Below are 18,254 nucleotides of genomic sequence, written 5' to 3'. Positions count from 1 at the left end.
GACTGGGAAACATTTTAGTTCAGACTGCGGCATGTTGAATAAAATGCAGAATCCCGTTGTTATTCACAATTAAGTTGTGCCTGAATTATATCTACCTTTGTTTGCCCATGTTTCATGGGCTTTTTTAACCGAAAAATCCGGGATTTGGGTGTGCCTGTTCTATGAATGGCGTGCTTTCACTGTGGATGCGTTTGTCTGTGGTATATAATAGGCCATCAGTTATATGCTCCTTTATTCAGGTCCCCAAATATCAGGGGCGCTGGTAGGGGAGCCAATAAAGAAAAAACATACGAAAAAGACCAAATATGCACCAAAATACGCCAACAGAAAAAACCACTGAAACCCGGCAGTTACGCACCACGAGCGGCTATAAGAACCTTAACCGTTTCTCCGTGGCACCGATGCTGGACTGGACCGACCGCCATTGCCGCTATTTCCACCGCAAACTCAGCCGCCACGCGCTGCTGTATACCGAAATGGTGACAACAGGAGCGATTCTGTTCGGGAAAGGGGACTACCTGGCGTATAACGAGGCGGAGCATCCGGTGGCATTGCAGCTTGGCGGCAGTGACCCGGCGGCACTGGCGCAGTGTGCGAAAATCGCACAGGAACGCGGTTATGATGAAATCAACCTGAATGTCGGCTGTCCGTCTGACCGTGTGCAGAACGGCATGTTCGGTGCCTGTCTGATGGGTAACGCTTCACTGGTGGCGGATTGTGTGGCAGCGATGCGGGATGTGACGGATATTCCTGTTACGGTCAAAACCCGGATCGGGATTGATGATCAGGACAGTTATGAGTTTCTGTGTGATTTTGTCGGCACCGTGGCGGATCGCGGCGGCTGTGAGATGTTTGTTATCCATGCCCGTAAAGCCTGGCTCTCCGGCCTGAGCCCGAAAGAGAACCGGGAAATTCCGCCGCTGGATTATCCGCGTGTGTATCAGTTGAAAAAGGATTTCCCTCACCTGATTATGGCGCTTAACGGCGGCATCAAAACATTGGAAGAGGCAAAAACCCATCTGCAGTATATGGATGGTGTGATGGTCGGGCGTGAGGCCTATCAGAACCCGTCAATCCTGGCACAGGTCGATAATGCGCTGTTTGATGCGGCGTTGCCGGTGACTGATACCGTCGCAGCGGTGGAAGCCATGTATCCGTATATTGAGGCAGAACTGGCGACAGGGACTTATCTCGGCCATATCACCCGCCATATGCTGGGAATTTTCCAGGGTATTCCGGGGGCGCGTCAGTGGCGGCGTCATCTGAGTGAAAATGCCCATAAAGCCGGAGCTGATCTGCGCGTGATTGAAGCGGCACTGGAATTTGTTACCCGAAAAAATATAACTGAATAATGAACTCTCTGAACAGAGAGTTCATTTTGTTTCAATTATAATGAATCAAAGAAGCGGTTATAACATGCGATGATATAACTGATTTGTGCATTAAATGCAGCTTTGATTACGTCTTTCTGTTCTGGTGTTTCAGCTTTCTTTTTCAGAATAAAAAAGCTTTCCTGCATTAATTGTACAGTGACATCTGCAGATTTCTGAAATGCCGATAAGCTGTTGTTTTTACCATAACATTCAAGAAGGGCATCAAAACGGTTATCAGCTTCATCACGAATCATCTGGAATTCAGCGTTTGTGATTCTGCCATCCTGATAGATGAAATCAACAAGATGGTTTATTTCCGTATTATTCATAGTCATTCCTTTTATCAGTGAAAGAGAAATAAGAATAAATATCCGGTGTTAAACAATCAATAAAAATAAATATATAAATTTAATATGAATCAGAGGTATTTATTAATAAAAATCCTCATTTAATAACGAGAATTTTTATTATTAATCAAATAATATATATCTTAAGGAATTAAGATACTGGAGCCGGTCGTTGCACGACTTTCCAGGCGCTTGTGTGCCAGGGCGGCATCTTTCAGCGGATAAACCTGATCCGCAGGGATAGAAATAGTCAGTTTACCGCTCAGGATCAGATCAAAAATCGCCTTGCTGGCTTCGTTAAGTTCTTCACGGTTGGTGATGTAACCAAAGACAGAAGGGCGGGTCACATACAGCGAGCCTTTCTTATTTAAGATCCCCAGGTCAACACCGGTGACCGGGCCGGAGGCGTTGCCGTAGCTGACCATCAGACCGCGTCGCTTCAGGCAGTCCAGTGACGGCAGCCAGGTATCTTTACCGACAGAGTCGTACACCACACAGACTTTTTCACCGTCAGTGAGTGCCAGCACCCGCTCAACAATGTCTTCTTTATTATAGTTGATGGTTTCCCATGCGCCGGCAGCTTTGGCTTTCTGCGCCTTTTCATCAGAACCCACGGTACCGATCATCTTCGCGCCCAGCGCTTTTGCCCACTGGCAGGCGATTTGTCCGACACCACCGGCAGCAGCGTGGAACAGGAAGACTTCCCCGGCTTTTACTTCATAGGTTTTGCGCAGCAGATAAAACGCGGTCAGGCCTTTCATAAAGCAGGCGGCAGCGGTTTCAAAGCTGATACCGTCCGGCAGAATGGCCAGCTTTTCTTCCGGCACATTATGGATTTCGCTGTACGCGCCCAGCGGAGACTGGCCGTAGACCACGCGGTCACCGACTTTGATGTGTTTTACGTTCGCACCAATTTTTACCACCACACCGGCGGCTTCAGAGCCGACACCGGAAGGGGATACCGGCGCAGGGTACAGGCCGCTGCGGAAATAGGTATCAATATAGTTCACGCCGATTGCTTTGTTTTCCACCTGAACTTCACCCGGAGCCGGGTCTGCCGGCGTAAAGTCACGATAAACCAGTACATCGGTGCCGCCGGGTGCATCAAATTCAATACGTTTAGCCATGGAGGGAACCTCATTCGGAAAAAAGAGTGACCACTTACCTGCAAACAGCGCAGAAACAGTAAGCGGGACAGTTAATCATATGATTTATTGTATTTGGCATAATTGCATGTCACTGAAAATTACTCAAGCTTCGTGCAATCAGCGGTAAAGGAGGGCTATACTACCCGCTCTGTCCCGTTCAGGGACGCAGGTATTCTCCCCGGCAGACGCACTGATAAGTAAGAGAGTTTCATGGCCAGATATCCCAAGGACACCAAGACCGACAAACCCCGTGACCATCAGATGGAAGGGCTGAAATTACCGCCGCATTCCCTGGAAGCAGAACAGTCTGTTCTCGGCGGACTGATGCTGGATAACGAGCGTTGGGATAATGTTTCTGAACGTGTGACCGGCGAAGACTTTTTCAGCCGTCCGCACCGGACGATTTTCAGTCAGATGCAGCGCCTGCTCGAGCAGGGACGACCGATTGACCTGATCACGCTGTCTGAAGCACTGGAAACCGGCGGAGAGCTGGAAAATGTCGGCGGGTTTGCTTATTTGGCAGAACTTTCGAAAAATACACCAAGTGCGGCGAACATTAATGCTTATGCTGATATCGTCCGCGAACGTGCGGTGATCCGTGACATGATTTCTGTCGCCAATGAGATCGCCGATGCCGGTTACGATCCGCAGGGGCGTTCCAGTGAAGATCTGCTCGATCTGGCAGAATCCCGCGTGTTCCAGATCGCCGAAAACCGTGCCAATAAAGATGAAGGGCCGAAGGGGATCGAGGCGATTCTGGAAGAAACCGTCGAGAAGATCGAAAAGCTCTATGCCCAGCCGCATGACGGGGTGACCGGGGTATCGTCCGGGTATCAGGATCTGGATAAAAAGACCGCCGGTCTGCAACCTTCGGATTTAATTATTGTGGCGGCGCGTCCGTCCATGGGGAAAACCACCTTCGCCATGAACCTGTGTGAAAACGCCGCCATGACCGAAGAAAAACCGGTACTGATTTTCAGCCTCGAGATGCCCGGCAACCAGATCATGATGCGTATGCTGGCTTCTCTCTCCCGTGTTGACCAGACCCGTATTCGTACCGGCCAGCTCGATGATGAGGATTGGGCGCGTATCTCCAGTACCATGGGGATTCTGCTGGAAAAGCGCAATATGTATATTGATGACTCCTCCGGCCTGACCCCGACCGAAGTCCGCTCCCGCGCACGGCGGATTTTCCGTGAGCACGGCGGTTTAAGCCTGATCATGATCGACTACCTGCAATTAATGCGGGTGCCGTCTCTCTCTGATAACCGTACCCTGGAAATCGCTGAGATTTCCCGTTCTCTGAAAGCACTGGCCAAAGAATTACAGGTGCCGGTGGTTGCGTTGTCCCAGCTGAACCGTAGTCTGGAACAACGTGCCGATAAACGCCCGGTAAACTCCGACCTGCGTGAATCAGGCTCCATCGAGCAGGATGCCGACCTTATCATGTTTATCTACCGTGACGAGGTGTATCACGAAAGCAGTGATCTGAAAGGCGTGGCTGAAATTATTATCGGTAAGCAGCGTAACGGCCCTATCGGAACCGTCCGTCTGACCTTCAACGGTCAGTGGTCGCGTTTTGATAACTATGCAGGGCCGAGTTATGACGATGAATAAACCGTCTGAATATCATGCGGACGGGATAATAACCCTGATAACAAACAAGACATCAACAACCCCTAACCAAGGAACCCCTATGAAAGCGGCAACAGCCGTCATTGACCGTGGTGCGCTGCGCTACAACTGGCAGCGGATCCGGGCGCTTGCGCCGGACAGCCGTCATGTTGCGGTGGTCAAAGCAAACGCCTACGGCCACGGATTAGTCGAAATCGCCCGTGAACTCAATGAGGCGGATGCGTTTGCGGTGGCGCGTCTGAGTGAAGCGCACGCGTTGCGCGCCGGTGGTATTGTTAAACCTATCATCTTACTGGAAGGTTTTTTCGATGCGACGGATTTGCCGGTCATTGTTGCCAGTCGTCTGGAAGTGGCGGTACATTTTGAAGAGCAGTTAGTGGCGCTGGAGCAGGCGCAGTTATCGGATCCGGTGAAAGTCTGGATGAAAATTGATACCGGCATGCACCGTCTCGGCGTGCGTCCGGAAGAAGCAGAAGCGTTTTATCAGCGGCTGTGCAACTGCAAAAATGTGCAGCAGCCGGTGAATATCATCAGCCATTTCAGCCGTGCTGATGAAGACGATGCACAGCCGACAGAAGCACAAATCACCCGCTTTATGGCATTTGCTGCCGATAAACCGGGGGAAAAATCGATTTCCGCGTCCGGCGGTATTCTTTACTGGCCGAAGGCACACCTCGACTGGGTTCGCCCCGGGATCATTCTGTACGGCGTGTCACCGAAAAGCGGTACCGAAGCCGGTGATTATGGCCTGAAACCGGTGATGACCCTCAAATCCCGCCTGATTGCCGTGCGTAAACATAAAGCCGGGGAAGCGGTCGGTTACGGCGGTACCTGGGTCAGTGATCGTGATACCTGCCTGGGTGTGATTGCCGTCGGTTACGGTGACGGCTATCCGCGCAGTGCGCCGTCCGGCACACCGGTGGTGATTAACGGACGCCGTGTTCCCATTGCCGGGCGTGTTTCCATGGACATGATAACTATCGACCTGGGACCGGATTGCAGTGATAAAGCGGGTGATGAAGTCATTTTATGGGGGGATTCACTGCCGGTGGAGCAAATCGCAGAAGCCAGTGGTATCAGTGCCTATGAACTGATCACCAGGCTGACCTCCCGCGTGGCGATGGAATATCTGGACGAATAAAATGTGACGCGATATGTTCTGATAGTGAGAAAAATAACAATCAGGAGTATCGCTTGTGTTCGAACATGTAGACGCCTACGGCGGCGACCCGATCTTAACGCTCGTTGAGCATTTCAAACAGGATCCCCGGAAGGAGAAGGTCAATCTCAGTATTGGCCTCTATTACGACGATTCCGGGGTGACTCCGCAACTGCACAGCATCACACAGGCAAAACAGCGCTATAACGCGCAGGATACCGGGGCCTCCCTGTATCTGCCGATGGAAGGTTTTCCCCCTTACCGCAGCGCGGTACAGACGCTGCTGCTGGGCGATGACAGCGAGCTTATCCGCCAGGGCCGTGTGGCGACGATCCAGACGCTGGGCGGATCCGGTGCGCTGAAGATCGGCGCGGATTTCCTGCACCGTTATTTCCCGGGATCGGATGTCTGGCTCAGTGATCCGACATGGGAAAACCATCAGGCGATCTTTGCCGGAGCTGGATTTAAAACTCATTATTATCCGTATTTTGATCCGCAGACCAAAGGCGTGAAGTTTGACGAGATGTTGGCAACATTTGAGACGTTACCGGCAAAAAGCATCATTTTACTGCATCCGTGCTGCCATAACCCGACCGGTTCCGATCTGACACCGGAGCAGTGGGATAACGTCGTCGCGGTGGTGAAAAAGCGGGAGCTGATCCCGTTTCTGGATATTGCTTATCAGGGCTTCGGCAGCGGGATGGAAGAGGATGCTTATGCTATCCGCGCCATGGCGGCGGCTGAAGTACCGTGTTTCGTCAGTAACTCGTTCTCAAAAATCTTCTCACTGTACGGTGAACGTGTGGGCGGACTGTCTGTTCTCTGCCCGACACAGCAGGAAGCAGAACGTGTGCTGGGTCAACTGAAAGCGGGTGTACGCTGTGTCTATTCCAGCGCACCGTCTTACGGGGCTAAACTGGTCTCTGAAGTGCTGAATGATACTGCGCTGAAAGCACAGTGGCTGGCGGAAGTGGACACCATGCGCAGCCGGATCGCAGAGATGCGGACAGTGCTGGTGGATACACTGAAAAACACACTACCGGAGAAAAACTTTGACCATCTGCTGCATCAGCGCGGAATGTTCAGCTATACCGGGTTCAGTCCGGAGCAGGTTACTGCACTGCGTGAGCAACATGCGGTGTACCTGGTCGGTTCCGGGCGTGTCTGCATGGCGGGGGTGAACCGTCATAATGTGGATGCGATTGCACGGACTTTTGCGGCGGTCAGCCGTTAATCCTCAGTAATGAAATGATGATGCGCGGAATCATTGTGTTCCGCGCCTGTTTCAGCGTAACTGACTGTCTTTACTGCCGCGCCGGTTATAGCCGCTGAATGCGGCCTGTTTTTTATCCGCTTCTGCCTGACAGTTCACACACAACTGTACACCGGGTATCGCTTCACGCCGCGCCTGCGGGATCGGCTCACCGCACTCTTCACAAAACAGCGCGCTTTCTCCTGTCGCCAGCTGGCTGCGCACCCGGGCGACCCCATCATCCAGTGTGGCATCAATCTGCTCCTGAACAGCAGAATCACTTGCCCATCCGCTTGCCATGTTCGCCTCCTGTTTCCGGTGGTCGCCTGATGCTTTATGTTATCACAGGTTGATTATTATTTCACCAGCACGGAAAGCGGACAAAAAAATACCGCAGCAAACGCTGCGGTATTTTCAGAGGCGGGAGAAGATTAATAGCCTCTTTTCAGGATCGGCTTCAGGAAGCGGGCGGTGTGTGAGCGCTCACATGCTGCCACCTCTTCCGGGGTACCGGCGATCAGGATTTCACCGCCGCCGCTGCCGCCTTCCGGGCCTAAATCCACAATCCAGTCTGCGGTTTTAATCACATCGAGGTTGTGTTCGATAACCACAATACTGTTGCCCTGATCGCGCAGCTGATGCAGTACCGCCAGCAGTTGTTCGATATCTGCAAAATGCAGACCGGTGGTCGGCTCATCAAGGATATAGAGTGTCTGCCCGGTGCCGCGTTTGGAGAGTTCCTTCGCCAGTTTCACCCGCTGCGCTTCACCGCCGGAGAGGGTGGTTGCCGACTGCCCGAGACGGATATAAGAGAGGCCGACATCCATCAGGGTCTGTAATTTACGCGCCAGCGCCGGGACGGCATCAAAGAATTCACGGGCTTCCTCGATAGTCATATCCAGCACTTCGTGGATGTTTTTCCCTTTGTATTTCACTTCCAGGGTTTCGCGGTTATAGCGTTTGCCTTTGCACTGGTCGCACGGCACATACACATCCGGCAGGAAGTGCATTTCCACTTTCAGCACGCCGTCCCCCTGACAGGCTTCGCAGCGGCCGCCCTTGACGTTAAAGCTGAACCGGCCCGGCGTGTAGCCGCGTGAGCGGGATTCCGGTACCCCGGCGAACAGTTCGCGGACAGGCGTAAACACACCGGTATAGGTCGCCGGGTTTGAACGCGGAGTCCGGCCGATAGGGCTCTGGTCGATATCGATCACTTTATCGAAATGCTCCAGACCGTCAACAGACTTATATGGCGCGGGCGTAATGGTGGTCGCGCCGTTGAGCTGTGTCTGGGCAATCGGGAACAGGGTGTCATTGATCAGGGTGGATTTCCCTGAACCGGAAACCCCGGTGATACAGGTAAACAGCCCGACCGGCAGATTCAGTGTCACATTCTTCAGGTTGTTACCGCTGGCACCGGTAATGGTCAGCATTTTGGCCGGATCCGCCACATTGCGTTTTTCCGGGATGGTGATCCGCCGTTCGCCGCTGAGGAATTTCCCGGTCAGGGACTCCGGTGTGCCGATAATGTCGTCCAGCGATCCCTGGGCAACAATTTCCCCGCCGTGAACACCTGCACCCGGGCCGATATCGATAATATGATCGGCGGCACGGATAGCATCCTCATCATGCTCCACCACAATCACGGTATTGCCGAGATTGCGCAGATGAATCAGGGTTTCCAGCAGGCGGTCATTATCGCGCTGATGCAGGCCGATTGACGGCTCATCCAGCACATACATCACGCCGACCAGACCGGCACCGATCTGACTGGCAAGGCGGATACGCTGTGCCTCACCGCCGGACAGCGTTTCTGCGGAGCGGGAGAGTGTCAGGTAATTCAGGCCGACGTTAACCAGGAATTTCAGGCGATCCTGAATCTCTTTCAGGACTTTTTCGGCGATTTTCGCGCGCTGACCGCTGAATTTCAGGTTATTAAAGAACTCCATCGCATGCCCGATGCTGAAATCAGAGATCTGCGGCAGTGTGGTGTTATCGACAAACACAAAGCGGGCTTCTTTTTTCAGACGGGTACCGCCGCAGGAAATACACGGGCGGTTACTGATATATTTGGCCAGTTCTTCGCGTACCGCCATGGATTCCGTCTCTTTATAACGGCGTTCCATGTTGTGCAGCACACCTTCGAACGGATGATGACGGACTGTCACATCACCCCGGTCATTGGAATATTTAAACTCAATGGATTCACGGCCTGAACCGTTGAGGATCACCTTCTGAATTTTGGCCGGTAACTCTGAATACGGGGATTCAATATCAAACTTATAATGATCCGCCAGAGACATCAGCATCTGATAATAATAGAAATTACGGCGATCCCAGCCGCGGATAGCCCCGCCGCCGAGTGACAGATTCGGGTTCTGCACCACGCGATCCGGATCGAAAAACTGCTGAACGCCCAGGCCGTCACAGGTCGGGCAGGCACCCGCCGGGTTGTTGAAGGAGAACAGGCGCGGCTCCAGCTCACTCATGCTGTATCCGCAGACCGGGCAGGCAAAGTTTGCTGAAAATACCAGCTCTTCGGCGCTGTTATCTTCCATATCGGCGATAATAGCGGTACCGCCGGACAGTGTCAGTGCCGTTTCAAAGGATTCCGCCAGGCGCTGTGTCAGATCATCCCGGACTTTGAAACGGTCAACCACCACTTCGATGGTGTGTTTGATCTGTAATTCCAGTTTCGGCGGATCAGAGAGATCACAGATTTCCCCGTCGATCCGTGCACGGATATAGCCCTGCGCCGCCAGGCTATCGAGCAGTTTGGTGTGTTCGCCTTTGCGTTCTTTGACCACCGGTGCCAGCAGCATCAGGCGTTTGCCTTCCGGCAGGGTCAGCACATTGTCCACCATCTGACTCACCGTCTGTGCTGCCAGCGGAATATCGTGATCCGGACAGCGCGGCTCACCCACGCGGGCAAACAGCAGGCGCAGATAGTCATGAATTTCAGTGATGGTCCCCACGGTGGAACGCGGGTTATGGGAAGTGGATTTCTGCTCGATGGAAATCGCCGGGGAAAGCCCTTCAATATGATCCACATCCGGTTTTTCCATCAGCGACAGGAACTGACGCGCATACGCGGACAGGGATTCCACATAGCGGCGCTGCCCCTCGGCATACAAGGTATCAAAGGCAAGGGACGACTTCCCGGAGCCGGATAACCCCGTGATAACAATCAGTTTATCACGCGGAATAATGAGGTTGATATTCTTCAGATTGTGGGTGCGGGCGCCCCGTATATCGATATTATCCATGTACCACTTCCCGGGAGTTTCAGATAGCGAACAATTTATTCAGCCTGATATTATTGCACATAACTTACTGAATGGATATCCAGTACCAGAAGAAATCTGTGTATAATCTCAGCAGCATTTGCCTGACAGCTGATGGCATTTTGCGCAGCAGATTTTAGAGAAGACACGCAAATATGAAAAGCCGATCGCGGCAAAAGATTACCGATTCAAAAAAGTCACCCAGACGTGTTAGACTAGATCCTTATATGTTTTAAACAATTTCATCGGGAGCATTTCATGGCCAGCAGAGGCGTCAACAAAGTCATTCTTATCGGGAACCTGGGTCAGGATCCGGAAGTGCGTTACATGCCTAACGGCGGTGCGGTTACCAACATCACACTGGCGACATCAGAATCATGGCGTGATAAACAAACCGGCGAAATGAAAGAGAAGACCGAATGGCACCGTGTGGTAATCTTCGGCAAACTGGCAGAAATTGCCGGTGAATATCTGAAAAAAGGCTCACAGGTTTATATCGAAGGTTCACTCCAGACCCGTAAATGGCAGGATCAGAGTGGCCAGGAGCGTTACACCACAGAAGTCGTGGTGAATATCGGCGGCAGCATGCAGATGCTGGGCGGCCGCAGCGGCGGTGGCGACAATATGTCCCAGGGCGGCGGCTGGGGTCAGCCACAGCAGCCACAACAAGGCCAGCAGTTCAGCGGCGGCGGCAATACGCGCCCGGCACAACAACCGGCAGCAGCAGCGCCGCAAAGCAATGAACCGCCAATGGATTTTGATGACGATATTCCGTTCTGATCTGAATATCTGTTATTTCATATAAAAAATCCCGCGTTGGCGGGATTTTTTATATGTGCGATCTGAAATCAGTCCGCGGCGTCGGTGATAATACCGTTAATGGCGCGGGTGACACAGGTTGCGCTGAGTTTTGAGTAACCACCTCCGCCAAGAAAAACAGCGGGGATCTGTTTCTCTGACAGGAACTGCCAGGTTGTTTTATCTCTTTGTGCAATATCACCGATTGTCAGTGAAAGGCCGCCGAGTTTATCTGCTTCAAGCGGATCTGTGCCGGTAATGACAAATGCTATTTTATAGCTACCGTTTATCTTATTTAAGGCATCACGGTATTGGTTCAGGTAATGAATTCCGGTGGTTTTCTCCGGAAGCGGAACAGGGATATCAACACGTTCGCGGGTATATTGTGATTGCGGATAAATATCCTGATTATAAATATCAAGGATCGTTACCTGGCGGTTATCCATAAAATCGACAGCATTACCATTGCCGTGATGTGCATCGGTATCAATAATTAATATTCTGTCATCTGCGGACAGGATATTTCTCCGGCGTAATTCCTGATAGCAAATCGTGATGTCATTATAGATACAGAATCCCTCCATATTCTGGTGAGATGCGTGATGATAGCCACCGGCAAGATTCCAGAAAATAGTATTTTCCTGTATGGCTTTTTGTGCTCCCAGCAGTGTGCCGGCGATACCAAAACGCATAGGGGTTAATACATGCTTATCCAGATATGCATAGCTGAGGAAGGGGAGCCGGGGAAACTCAAGTGCTCTCAGGATGCCCTTCTTATTTTTGACTCTGTATTTCATTATCCCGGAAAGATAATCGTCTATGATCTGCTCATCTATAGCGGAATCAGGCATGTGAAAACGGATTTTACTGTTATTTTTCAAATCATTAAAAATAGATTTGAATTTCATTCCGTAAAACGGATGAAAGTAACTCAACAGTCCGATGTCAAAATTATAATTCTCACTATAGATTACATTCATACTATATTTACCGAGAGTTCCTGTGCATACCGTAAGATATCATGAGGTGTCCAGATCCCTCTACCCAGAGTTGAACCTAAATATTTGGAATAATTACTGGCTGATGGTGTAAAGCCGGGTTTTTTATCACAGGCAACAGCCAGGCATTCAGCAACAATATGAGAGCAGTTATTGCGGGCCAGCTGATATCTCGGTGTGTTACTCATTAGTTCTGCGATATGAAATGCAAGTTTTTCTTCATTGATTTCATTAATAGTGACAACCAGAGGTTGTCTGTTGCCTTCATTTTCAATGTCTTCCTTTAACGCGCCCATAAAAGCACCGGGGTGACTATTAGATTTAATTTTCAGATCTTTTTTTCCTGCACTGTCTTTTGGCCAGAAACTGACGTAGTTTCCCTGAAATGAAAGAGATGCATGTCCGATATATTTTCCTTCCGGTAGCCAGATATAAACTTTTAACATGTAACACTCCTTGTTTTTAACTGAGTGCTAAATGTATTTTTTTATCCGTAAAGCGAAATAATGATTAATCTTAATCTTATTTTTTCATGCATATCGTCTGCATATGAAACATGAAATGTACTTTTCTGAAATATCACAGATGAAAATAAGGGGTCATCAGCTCAGAATAAATAAGAAAAAAATTATTTTTCTGCGTAATTCTGCATAGTCAGTGGCAAAAAAATACCCCTTACGTCTGATGACAGTAAGGGGTGATGTCTCATGCCGTTGGATGAACACATGAGATTGCCCGGGGTTAACAGGCAGTGAAGCTTATGTTGTTATAAGTCCTGTTTTTATCCTGTTTGTCTGATTTTTCATCATAACGGATATTTTTAGTATAAATAGCTGTCGTAATCGGATGTGTGTTTATCTTTTTAAAAGAAAAAACCCAATAAAATCATTGGGTATCAATAAACGATATACTCAATTTTTTATTAAAATGCGATAAGAGGCTTAAAGAGCATGTGTCGGATTACGTTTTATCGGTAAACCTGAAACGTGACAATCATAATAGTCATTATATGTGATTAAAATCACATAAATGTACCCATTTCAGCTGTAGTTGTAATTTTAATGTAATTTTATCTGTGTTTTTGCAACAAAAAAATCACATAAAATGTATCCTGTCACGAATGTTACCGGATGAGTAAGACCTGTTTTTTATCATACTGAACAATAAAACTGATAAAGAAGCTGTTTTTAGTGACTGACAGCGATAATGTGAACAGATGCTGACAAGTTATTTTGCTGCAATATATTCCTCTGCTGTTTCCTGATATTGGTTTGTATAGTTCCGGATAATCGTTCCTGTGACCTTTTTTATCGCTGTTTTTCCAGTGTAATAATACTATTTCCCGCTGAGGCTATTAACAGGGGAATTTAATTTTTTATTAAAAATCAATTAACTATGCATTTTTGATTTTTATGTCAGTCATTTATCAGTGATGGTGATCACAATTCAGCGGCTGAATAAAAAATAAATGAAAAAAGGCTTGTACAGATTTCATTCTTATGTTTTTTTAAAGTACGAACCGAATTTATTCATACACAATTTACTGTTGAGAGATATCCCGTGAAACCATTCACCCGTCCGCAAAACGTACTACTAACAACCGCGCTATCAGACGCGGTTGTCGTCGTGCGTGTGGTAGTGGTGGTGGTCGTCGGCAGCGCGCCGTAACGGGCTGGGATCAGCAACAGGATCACTAACCCCGCCGGCGTAAACCGAGCGGGGTTTTTTTATGTCAGGCTCCGCGAAACTGAACCGGTTGTTAAAAAAAGGATGATGTTATGGGAGCTTCACAGCAGACTCAGGCAAAAACCCGGATGACGGGGGCGGAATTAATTATCCGCATGTTAGAACAGCACGGGATCACCTCTGTATCCGGTATTCCGGGTGGTGCGGCGCTGCCGCTGTATGATGCACTGGGCAACAGCCGTATCCGGCATATCCTCGCCCGCCATGAGCAGGGTGCCGGGTTTATCGCACAGGGTATCGCCCGCACTACCGGCAAAGCAGCGGTGTGTATCTCCTCCAGCGGGCCGGGTGCGACCAACCTGATGACCGCCATTGCGGATGCCAAACTGGATTCGGTTCCGCTGGTCTGTATCACCGCCCAGGTCTCTTCGCCGATGATCGGTACCGATGCCTTCCAGGAAGTGGACACTTACGGCATGTCTATCCCTATCACCAAACACAACTACCTGGTGCGCAATGTTCAGGATCTGCCGGGCATTATCGCCGATGCATTCCGTATTGCGGAATCCGGCCGTCCGGGCCCGGTCTGGGTGGATGTGCCGAAAGATGTTCAGGCCGCCATCATTGAGATTGATGAATTACCACCCATCATGCCGAAAGATCCGTTACCGCTGTTTGATGCGGAAAAAGTCACAGAAGCTGCCGCGATGATTAATCAGGCAAAACGCCCGATTCTGTATATCGGCGGCGGTATTGTCGCGTCGCAGTCACAGCAGCTGGTGCAGAGTTTTGCCGAACGAGCCGGGTTGCCGACCACTATGACGCTGATGGGGTTGGGCACTATCTCGCAGCAGCATCCGCTTTATCTGGGGATGTTAGGGATGCACGGCGCGCGTTATACCAATATGATTTTGCAGGAATCGGATTTGCTGATTGTGGTCGGGGCGCGCTTTGATGACCGCGCGATCGGCAAGGCGGAGCAGTTCTGCCCGGATGCCAAAATTATCCATGTGGATATCGACCGCGCGGAGATCAGCAAGATCAAACAACCGGATATTGCGATCAACGCGGATGCCGGACAGGTTCTCACTATGTTGCTGCCGCAGATTGAGGTAAATACCCGCCAGGCGTGGAATGATCATATCACGCAGATCAAACAGGAATTCCCGCTGGAGCAGATGAATAAATCCGATCCGTTAAGCCATTTCGGATTGATCGCTGCCGTGGCGGATGCGGTGGATAATGATGCCATCATCACCACGGATGTCGGCCAGCACCAGATGTGGGTGGCGCAGGCGTATCCGTTATGCCGCCCGCGTCAGTGGCTGACCTCCGGCGGACTCGGAACGATGGGCTTCGGGTTACCGGCAGCGATTGGTGCCGCACTGGCAGAGCCGTCACGCAAGATCGTCTGCTTCACCGGGGACGGCAGTATTATGATGAATATTCAGGAGATGGCGACCGCCGCTGAGCATAACCTGGATATCAAAATTATTCTCATGAACAACCAGGCACTGGGGATGGTTCACCAGCAGCAGACACTGATGTTCAACGAGCACATTGTGGCATCTGCCTATCCGTATCAGACTGATTTTGTGACAATTGCCAAAGGCTTCGGATTACACACCTGTGATCTGAATAAAGAGAGTGATCCGCATGCTGCATTGCAGGCGGCGATTGATCGCCCCGGGCCGTGCCTGATCCACGCATTAATCGATGTCAGTGAAAAAGTGTGGCCGATGGTATTGCCGGGTGATGCCAATATCGATATGGTCACAGCGTGATGACGGAGAACAGAATCATGGAAAAAAATAATCAGCCTATCGCTCTGGAACTGGTGGTCCGCAACCACCCCGGCGTGATGACACACATTTGCGGTCTGTTTGCCCGCCGGGCGTTTAACGTGGACGGTATTCTGTGTCTGCCGCTGCCGGGACAGGATCACAGCCATATCTGGCTGCTGGTGAAATCGGATGATCGACTAAGCCAGATGGTCAGTCAGGTGGAGAAACTGGAAGACGTGCAGGACGTGAAATACAACGAAGATATCAGTATCTTTGAGCAACTGAATAAATACATTCAGTAGAATGATGAAACCGGGCAGATAAGCCCGGTTTTTTGTCTGCGGTTACGGGGATGTCTGGCCGATATGGGAATAGGACATAATCAGCGTACCGCTCAGCTCGCCTTCCATACAGATATAAGAATGGGGAATATCACAGGAGAACGCATAGAAATCCCCCGGTTCCAGCAGCACAGTCTGATCGTCATTAAAGCGCATCATCAGCGTACCCTGATGGATAAGAATATGCTCATGGGTGCCGGTGCTGTGCGCGGGGCTGTTAATAATCGCGCCGCGGATCATCTTCAGGTGCCAGATCTCCGAAATATTTCCCATGCCGACACGGAATTTAAAATCTTCCGCATATTCCCCTTTAAAGACTTTATTTTTTTCGTAACGGGGATAACCTTCATTACTGGCGGTAAACAGATCCCCCAGCGGAAAACGCAGTGCAACGGCAATGGCCTCCAGTGTATCGATACGCGGATTGGAATCACCGGATTCCAGTTTGGAGAGCGCGGCTTTCGAGATGCCGGAGAGTTTTGAAAGATCATTGAGCGACAGGTTACGCGCCTGACGCAGCAGTTTGACCTTCTGGCCGATGTGGGCACTGGTTTTTAGCATAATGTAATCGATACCAATGAAATTTGCAGGGAAACCCTGTTAGTATTGCACACGTGTTGTACAACGGTAAGCCGTGATTTTCCGGAAAAAACAGCACTGACAGGTAATACTATCAGATGAAAGGATCCGGCATGGTGATAATTAACATAAGTCATTAAACGGGTGCTCACCATGATCTATACCCTGCCATGGGCAGATTTTTTTATCTGTTTTACGGTTCTCTTCGCCGGTTATCTGGTTTTCGGCATGGTCGGTTTTGGCTCCGCACTGATCGCAAGTCCGGTGCTGGCTTTCTTTATTCCTGTCTCACACATTGTGCCGATGCTGGCGCTGATGGATCTGGGTGCGGCGGTGATTAACGTCACCCGCGACGGACGCAAAGCCGATTTTGCCGAGCTGAAATGGATGGTGCCGCTGATGATCGGCGGCAGTCTGATTGGTGCGGCGATCCTGCTGAAAACACATCCTGATTTGCTGGCGGTGTTCCTCGGGGCCTTTATTGTTCTCTATGCGCTTTATTCCCTCTTTATTAAGAAGACGGCACGGCATTATCCGCAGAAATACATCATTCCGTTCGGGATTGGCGGCGGCATTCTGAGTGCGCTGTTCGGGGCGGGCGGGTTTGTTTACGCCATCTATTTTGCCGGGCGGATTGAGGATAAAAACCGCTTTCGCATTACGCAGACCACCCTGATCGGCTTCAGTACATTAACCCGCGTAATTATTTTTCTGATTATGGGGATCTATTGGAACAGTGACATCGCCATTACCGCGCTGCTGTTCCTGCCTGCGATGGTGGCAGGAATTGTCCTCGGGCGGCATATCACCATGCGTATCCCGAAAGAGGCATTTTTCCGTTTCCTGAATATGGTGATCCTGCTGGCCGGTCTGACGTTGCTTATCAGCAATCTGTTACGCTGACGGCTGTCAGCGCAATACGTTTTTGGCACATTGCCGGGCGCGCAGCAGCTCATCTGTGGTTTTGCTTTTGCTGAAACAGTCACGGTAACGGGCGGCATAGGCGCTGTATTGTGCCTGTGCTTCCGGCAGCGGCAGGGACAGCAGATGATTGATAAAGGTAAAACTGCCGATCTCCGCATGCTGATAATCCACCGGATTTTTCCATTCCCCGCCCCAGCGGAGAAAACCATGGCTGAAAACCAGCGGCAGCACCGTTTCCATTTTTCCGTTACGAATATTTTCTCTGTTGGTCAGCGCGGCGGCGGATTGCGGCGGGCTGATAGTCACACGGCCATTTTTATCGCGGAAGCGGTAAGGGTTTTGCTGCGGATTAATGTCGATCGCCATGCCGTAAGCGTGTTTTGACCAGGCTTTCTGACTGGCCTGACGACGGCCGTTAAATGCTGACGTATTATTAGCCGCCATGGATGCCTCATCATCCCCGCCGAAGGCTTCTATCGGCAGCACGCTGTGCAGCGGGAATTTTTGCCGGTACAACTCATCGAACAGCGCTTCCGTTTCAGGGGCAATAATATCGGCGACAGTAATGGTGCCGGTGCGGGTTTCGCCCTCAAAGGAGATAAACCGGACATCCACATTGACCAGCCGTTCGCAGGGCACCGGGTTTTCTGCTGTGATAATACCGAGTGCGGTCATGGCACGGCAGGTGTCCGGGCTGAGCGGGGTAATTGCCGCCTGAGCTGTCGGTAACGCCGTACAGAGCAGGCTCACAGGGAGGAGAAAAGCAGTTAGTTTCATCATAGATTCCGTCATCAGGCACCGGGACCGATGATGATAACCCGTCAATGGCACAGAGGTGAAAAAATTCCCGGATTTGGCCTTGATTATCAGGATTTTTCCTAAGATAATCGTTTGCCTCAAAAAATCACATCTTTTCTCTGTAAAAAGCCAAACGTTTGCGTCGTGG

General features: G+C 50.5%; 16 protein-coding genes. 8 read left to right on the top strand and 8 right to left on the bottom strand.

Features of this window, described 5'->3' with window-relative positions:
* Positions 1–305 precede the first annotated feature (305 nt).
* Complete coding sequence (dusA, locus tag N7387_RS16415) at positions 306–1,352, top strand: tRNA dihydrouridine(20/20a) synthase DusA (RefSeq protein WP_279800311.1); 1,047 nt, start codon at positions 306–308, stop codon at positions 1,350–1,352.
* 35 nt (positions 1,353–1,387) lie between these two features.
* Here the strand turns inward: dusA and N7387_RS16410 are convergent, their stop codons facing one another.
* Together N7387_RS16410 and N7387_RS16405 are read right to left on the bottom strand one after the other, a co-directional pair.
* A complete protein-coding gene (locus N7387_RS16410) occupies positions 1,388–1,702 on the bottom strand; it encodes a hypothetical protein (protein ID WP_279800310.1) in 315 nt (104 codons plus the stop codon).
* Between the two features lie 161 nt (positions 1,703–1,863).
* A complete protein-coding gene (locus N7387_RS16405) occupies positions 1,864–2,847 on the bottom strand; it encodes a quinone oxidoreductase (protein WP_279800308.1) in 984 nt (327 codons plus the stop codon).
* A 231-nt stretch (positions 2,848–3,078) separates the two neighbouring features.
* Here N7387_RS16405 and dnaB point away from each other — a divergent pair, with 231 nt between their 5' ends.
* From dnaB to N7387_RS16390, 3 genes are all read left to right on the top strand, one after another.
* Entirely contained in the window at positions 3,079–4,485 is a 1,407-nt protein-coding gene (dnaB, locus tag N7387_RS16400; protein WP_015422419.1) for a replicative DNA helicase, read from the top strand.
* 79 nt (positions 4,486–4,564) lie between these two features.
* A complete protein-coding gene (gene alr, locus N7387_RS16395; RefSeq protein ID WP_279800304.1) occupies positions 4,565–5,644 on the top strand; it encodes an alanine racemase in 1,080 nt (359 codons plus the stop codon).
* A 55-nt stretch (positions 5,645–5,699) separates the two neighbouring features.
* Positions 5,700–6,896 (top strand): aspartate/tyrosine/aromatic aminotransferase, encoded by a 1,197-nt coding sequence (locus N7387_RS16390; protein ID WP_279800303.1) that lies wholly within the window; start codon positions 5,700–5,702, stop codon positions 6,894–6,896.
* Positions 6,897–6,947: 51 nt separating this feature from the next.
* On the opposite strand, the gene N7387_RS16385 is transcribed toward N7387_RS16390, so the two are convergent.
* Positions 6,948–7,214, bottom strand: a complete 267-nt coding sequence (locus N7387_RS16385; RefSeq protein ID WP_279800302.1) for a DksA/TraR family C4-type zinc finger protein — start codon at positions 7,212–7,214, stop codon at positions 6,948–6,950.
* Between the two features lie 131 nt (positions 7,215–7,345).
* Positions 7,346–10,180 (bottom strand): excinuclease ABC subunit UvrA, encoded by a 2,835-nt coding sequence (gene uvrA / locus N7387_RS16380; protein WP_279800301.1) that lies wholly within the window; start codon positions 10,178–10,180, stop codon positions 7,346–7,348.
* A 276-nt stretch (positions 10,181–10,456) separates the two neighbouring features.
* Between uvrA and N7387_RS16375 the strand changes: the two genes are divergently transcribed.
* Positions 10,457–10,978, top strand: coding sequence for a single-stranded DNA-binding protein (locus tag N7387_RS16375; protein ID WP_262860259.1), 522 nt, complete (start codon positions 10,457–10,459; stop codon positions 10,976–10,978).
* A gap of 68 nt (positions 10,979–11,046) precedes the next feature.
* Here N7387_RS16375 and N7387_RS16370 read toward each other — a convergent pair whose 3' ends face one another.
* Both N7387_RS16370 and N7387_RS16365 read right to left on the bottom strand, forming a co-directional pair.
* On the bottom strand, positions 11,047–11,847 hold the full coding sequence (locus tag N7387_RS16370; RefSeq protein ID WP_279800300.1) for a hypothetical protein: 801 nt from the start codon (positions 11,845–11,847) through the stop codon (positions 11,047–11,049).
* Positions 11,848–11,972: 125 nt separating this feature from the next.
* Complete coding sequence (locus N7387_RS16365) at positions 11,973–12,440, bottom strand: hypothetical protein (protein ID WP_025154694.1); 468 nt, start codon at positions 12,438–12,440, stop codon at positions 11,973–11,975.
* Positions 12,441–13,772: 1,332 nt separating this feature from the next.
* On the opposite strand from N7387_RS16365, the gene ilvB reads away from it, so the two are divergent.
* Together ilvB and ilvN are read left to right on the top strand one after the other, a co-directional pair.
* On the top strand, positions 13,773–15,464 hold the full coding sequence (gene ilvB, locus N7387_RS16360; RefSeq protein WP_279800299.1) for an acetolactate synthase large subunit: 1,692 nt from the start codon (positions 13,773–13,775) through the stop codon (positions 15,462–15,464).
* A 17-nt stretch (positions 15,465–15,481) separates the two neighbouring features.
* On the top strand, positions 15,482–15,766 hold the full coding sequence (gene ilvN, locus N7387_RS16355) for an acetolactate synthase small subunit (protein WP_004238249.1): 285 nt from the start codon (positions 15,482–15,484) through the stop codon (positions 15,764–15,766).
* A 42-nt stretch (positions 15,767–15,808) separates the two neighbouring features.
* Here ilvN and N7387_RS16350 read toward each other — a convergent pair whose 3' ends face one another.
* Positions 15,809–16,366, bottom strand: a complete 558-nt coding sequence (locus N7387_RS16350) for an XRE family transcriptional regulator (protein ID WP_072872452.1) — start codon at positions 16,364–16,366, stop codon at positions 15,809–15,811.
* Between the two features lie 171 nt (positions 16,367–16,537).
* Here N7387_RS16350 and N7387_RS16345 point away from each other — a divergent pair, with 171 nt between their 5' ends.
* Positions 16,538–17,287, top strand: coding sequence for a sulfite exporter TauE/SafE family protein (locus N7387_RS16345; protein WP_262860256.1), 750 nt, complete (start codon positions 16,538–16,540; stop codon positions 17,285–17,287).
* A gap of 6 nt (positions 17,288–17,293) precedes the next feature.
* Here N7387_RS16345 and N7387_RS16340 read toward each other — a convergent pair whose 3' ends face one another.
* Entirely contained in the window at positions 17,294–18,088 is a 795-nt protein-coding gene (locus N7387_RS16340) for a M15 family metallopeptidase (protein ID WP_279800298.1), read from the bottom strand.
* Positions 18,089–18,254: the final 166 nt, after the last annotated feature.

The sequence above is a fragment of the Morganella sp. GD04133 genome (genome assembly GCF_029835375.1).
GTDB lineage: Bacteria > Pseudomonadota > Gammaproteobacteria > Enterobacterales > Enterobacteriaceae > Morganella > Morganella morganii_B.
The sequence above is the reverse complement of the archived record's forward strand: the minus strand, read 5'-3'. Positions and strand labels throughout refer to the sequence as shown.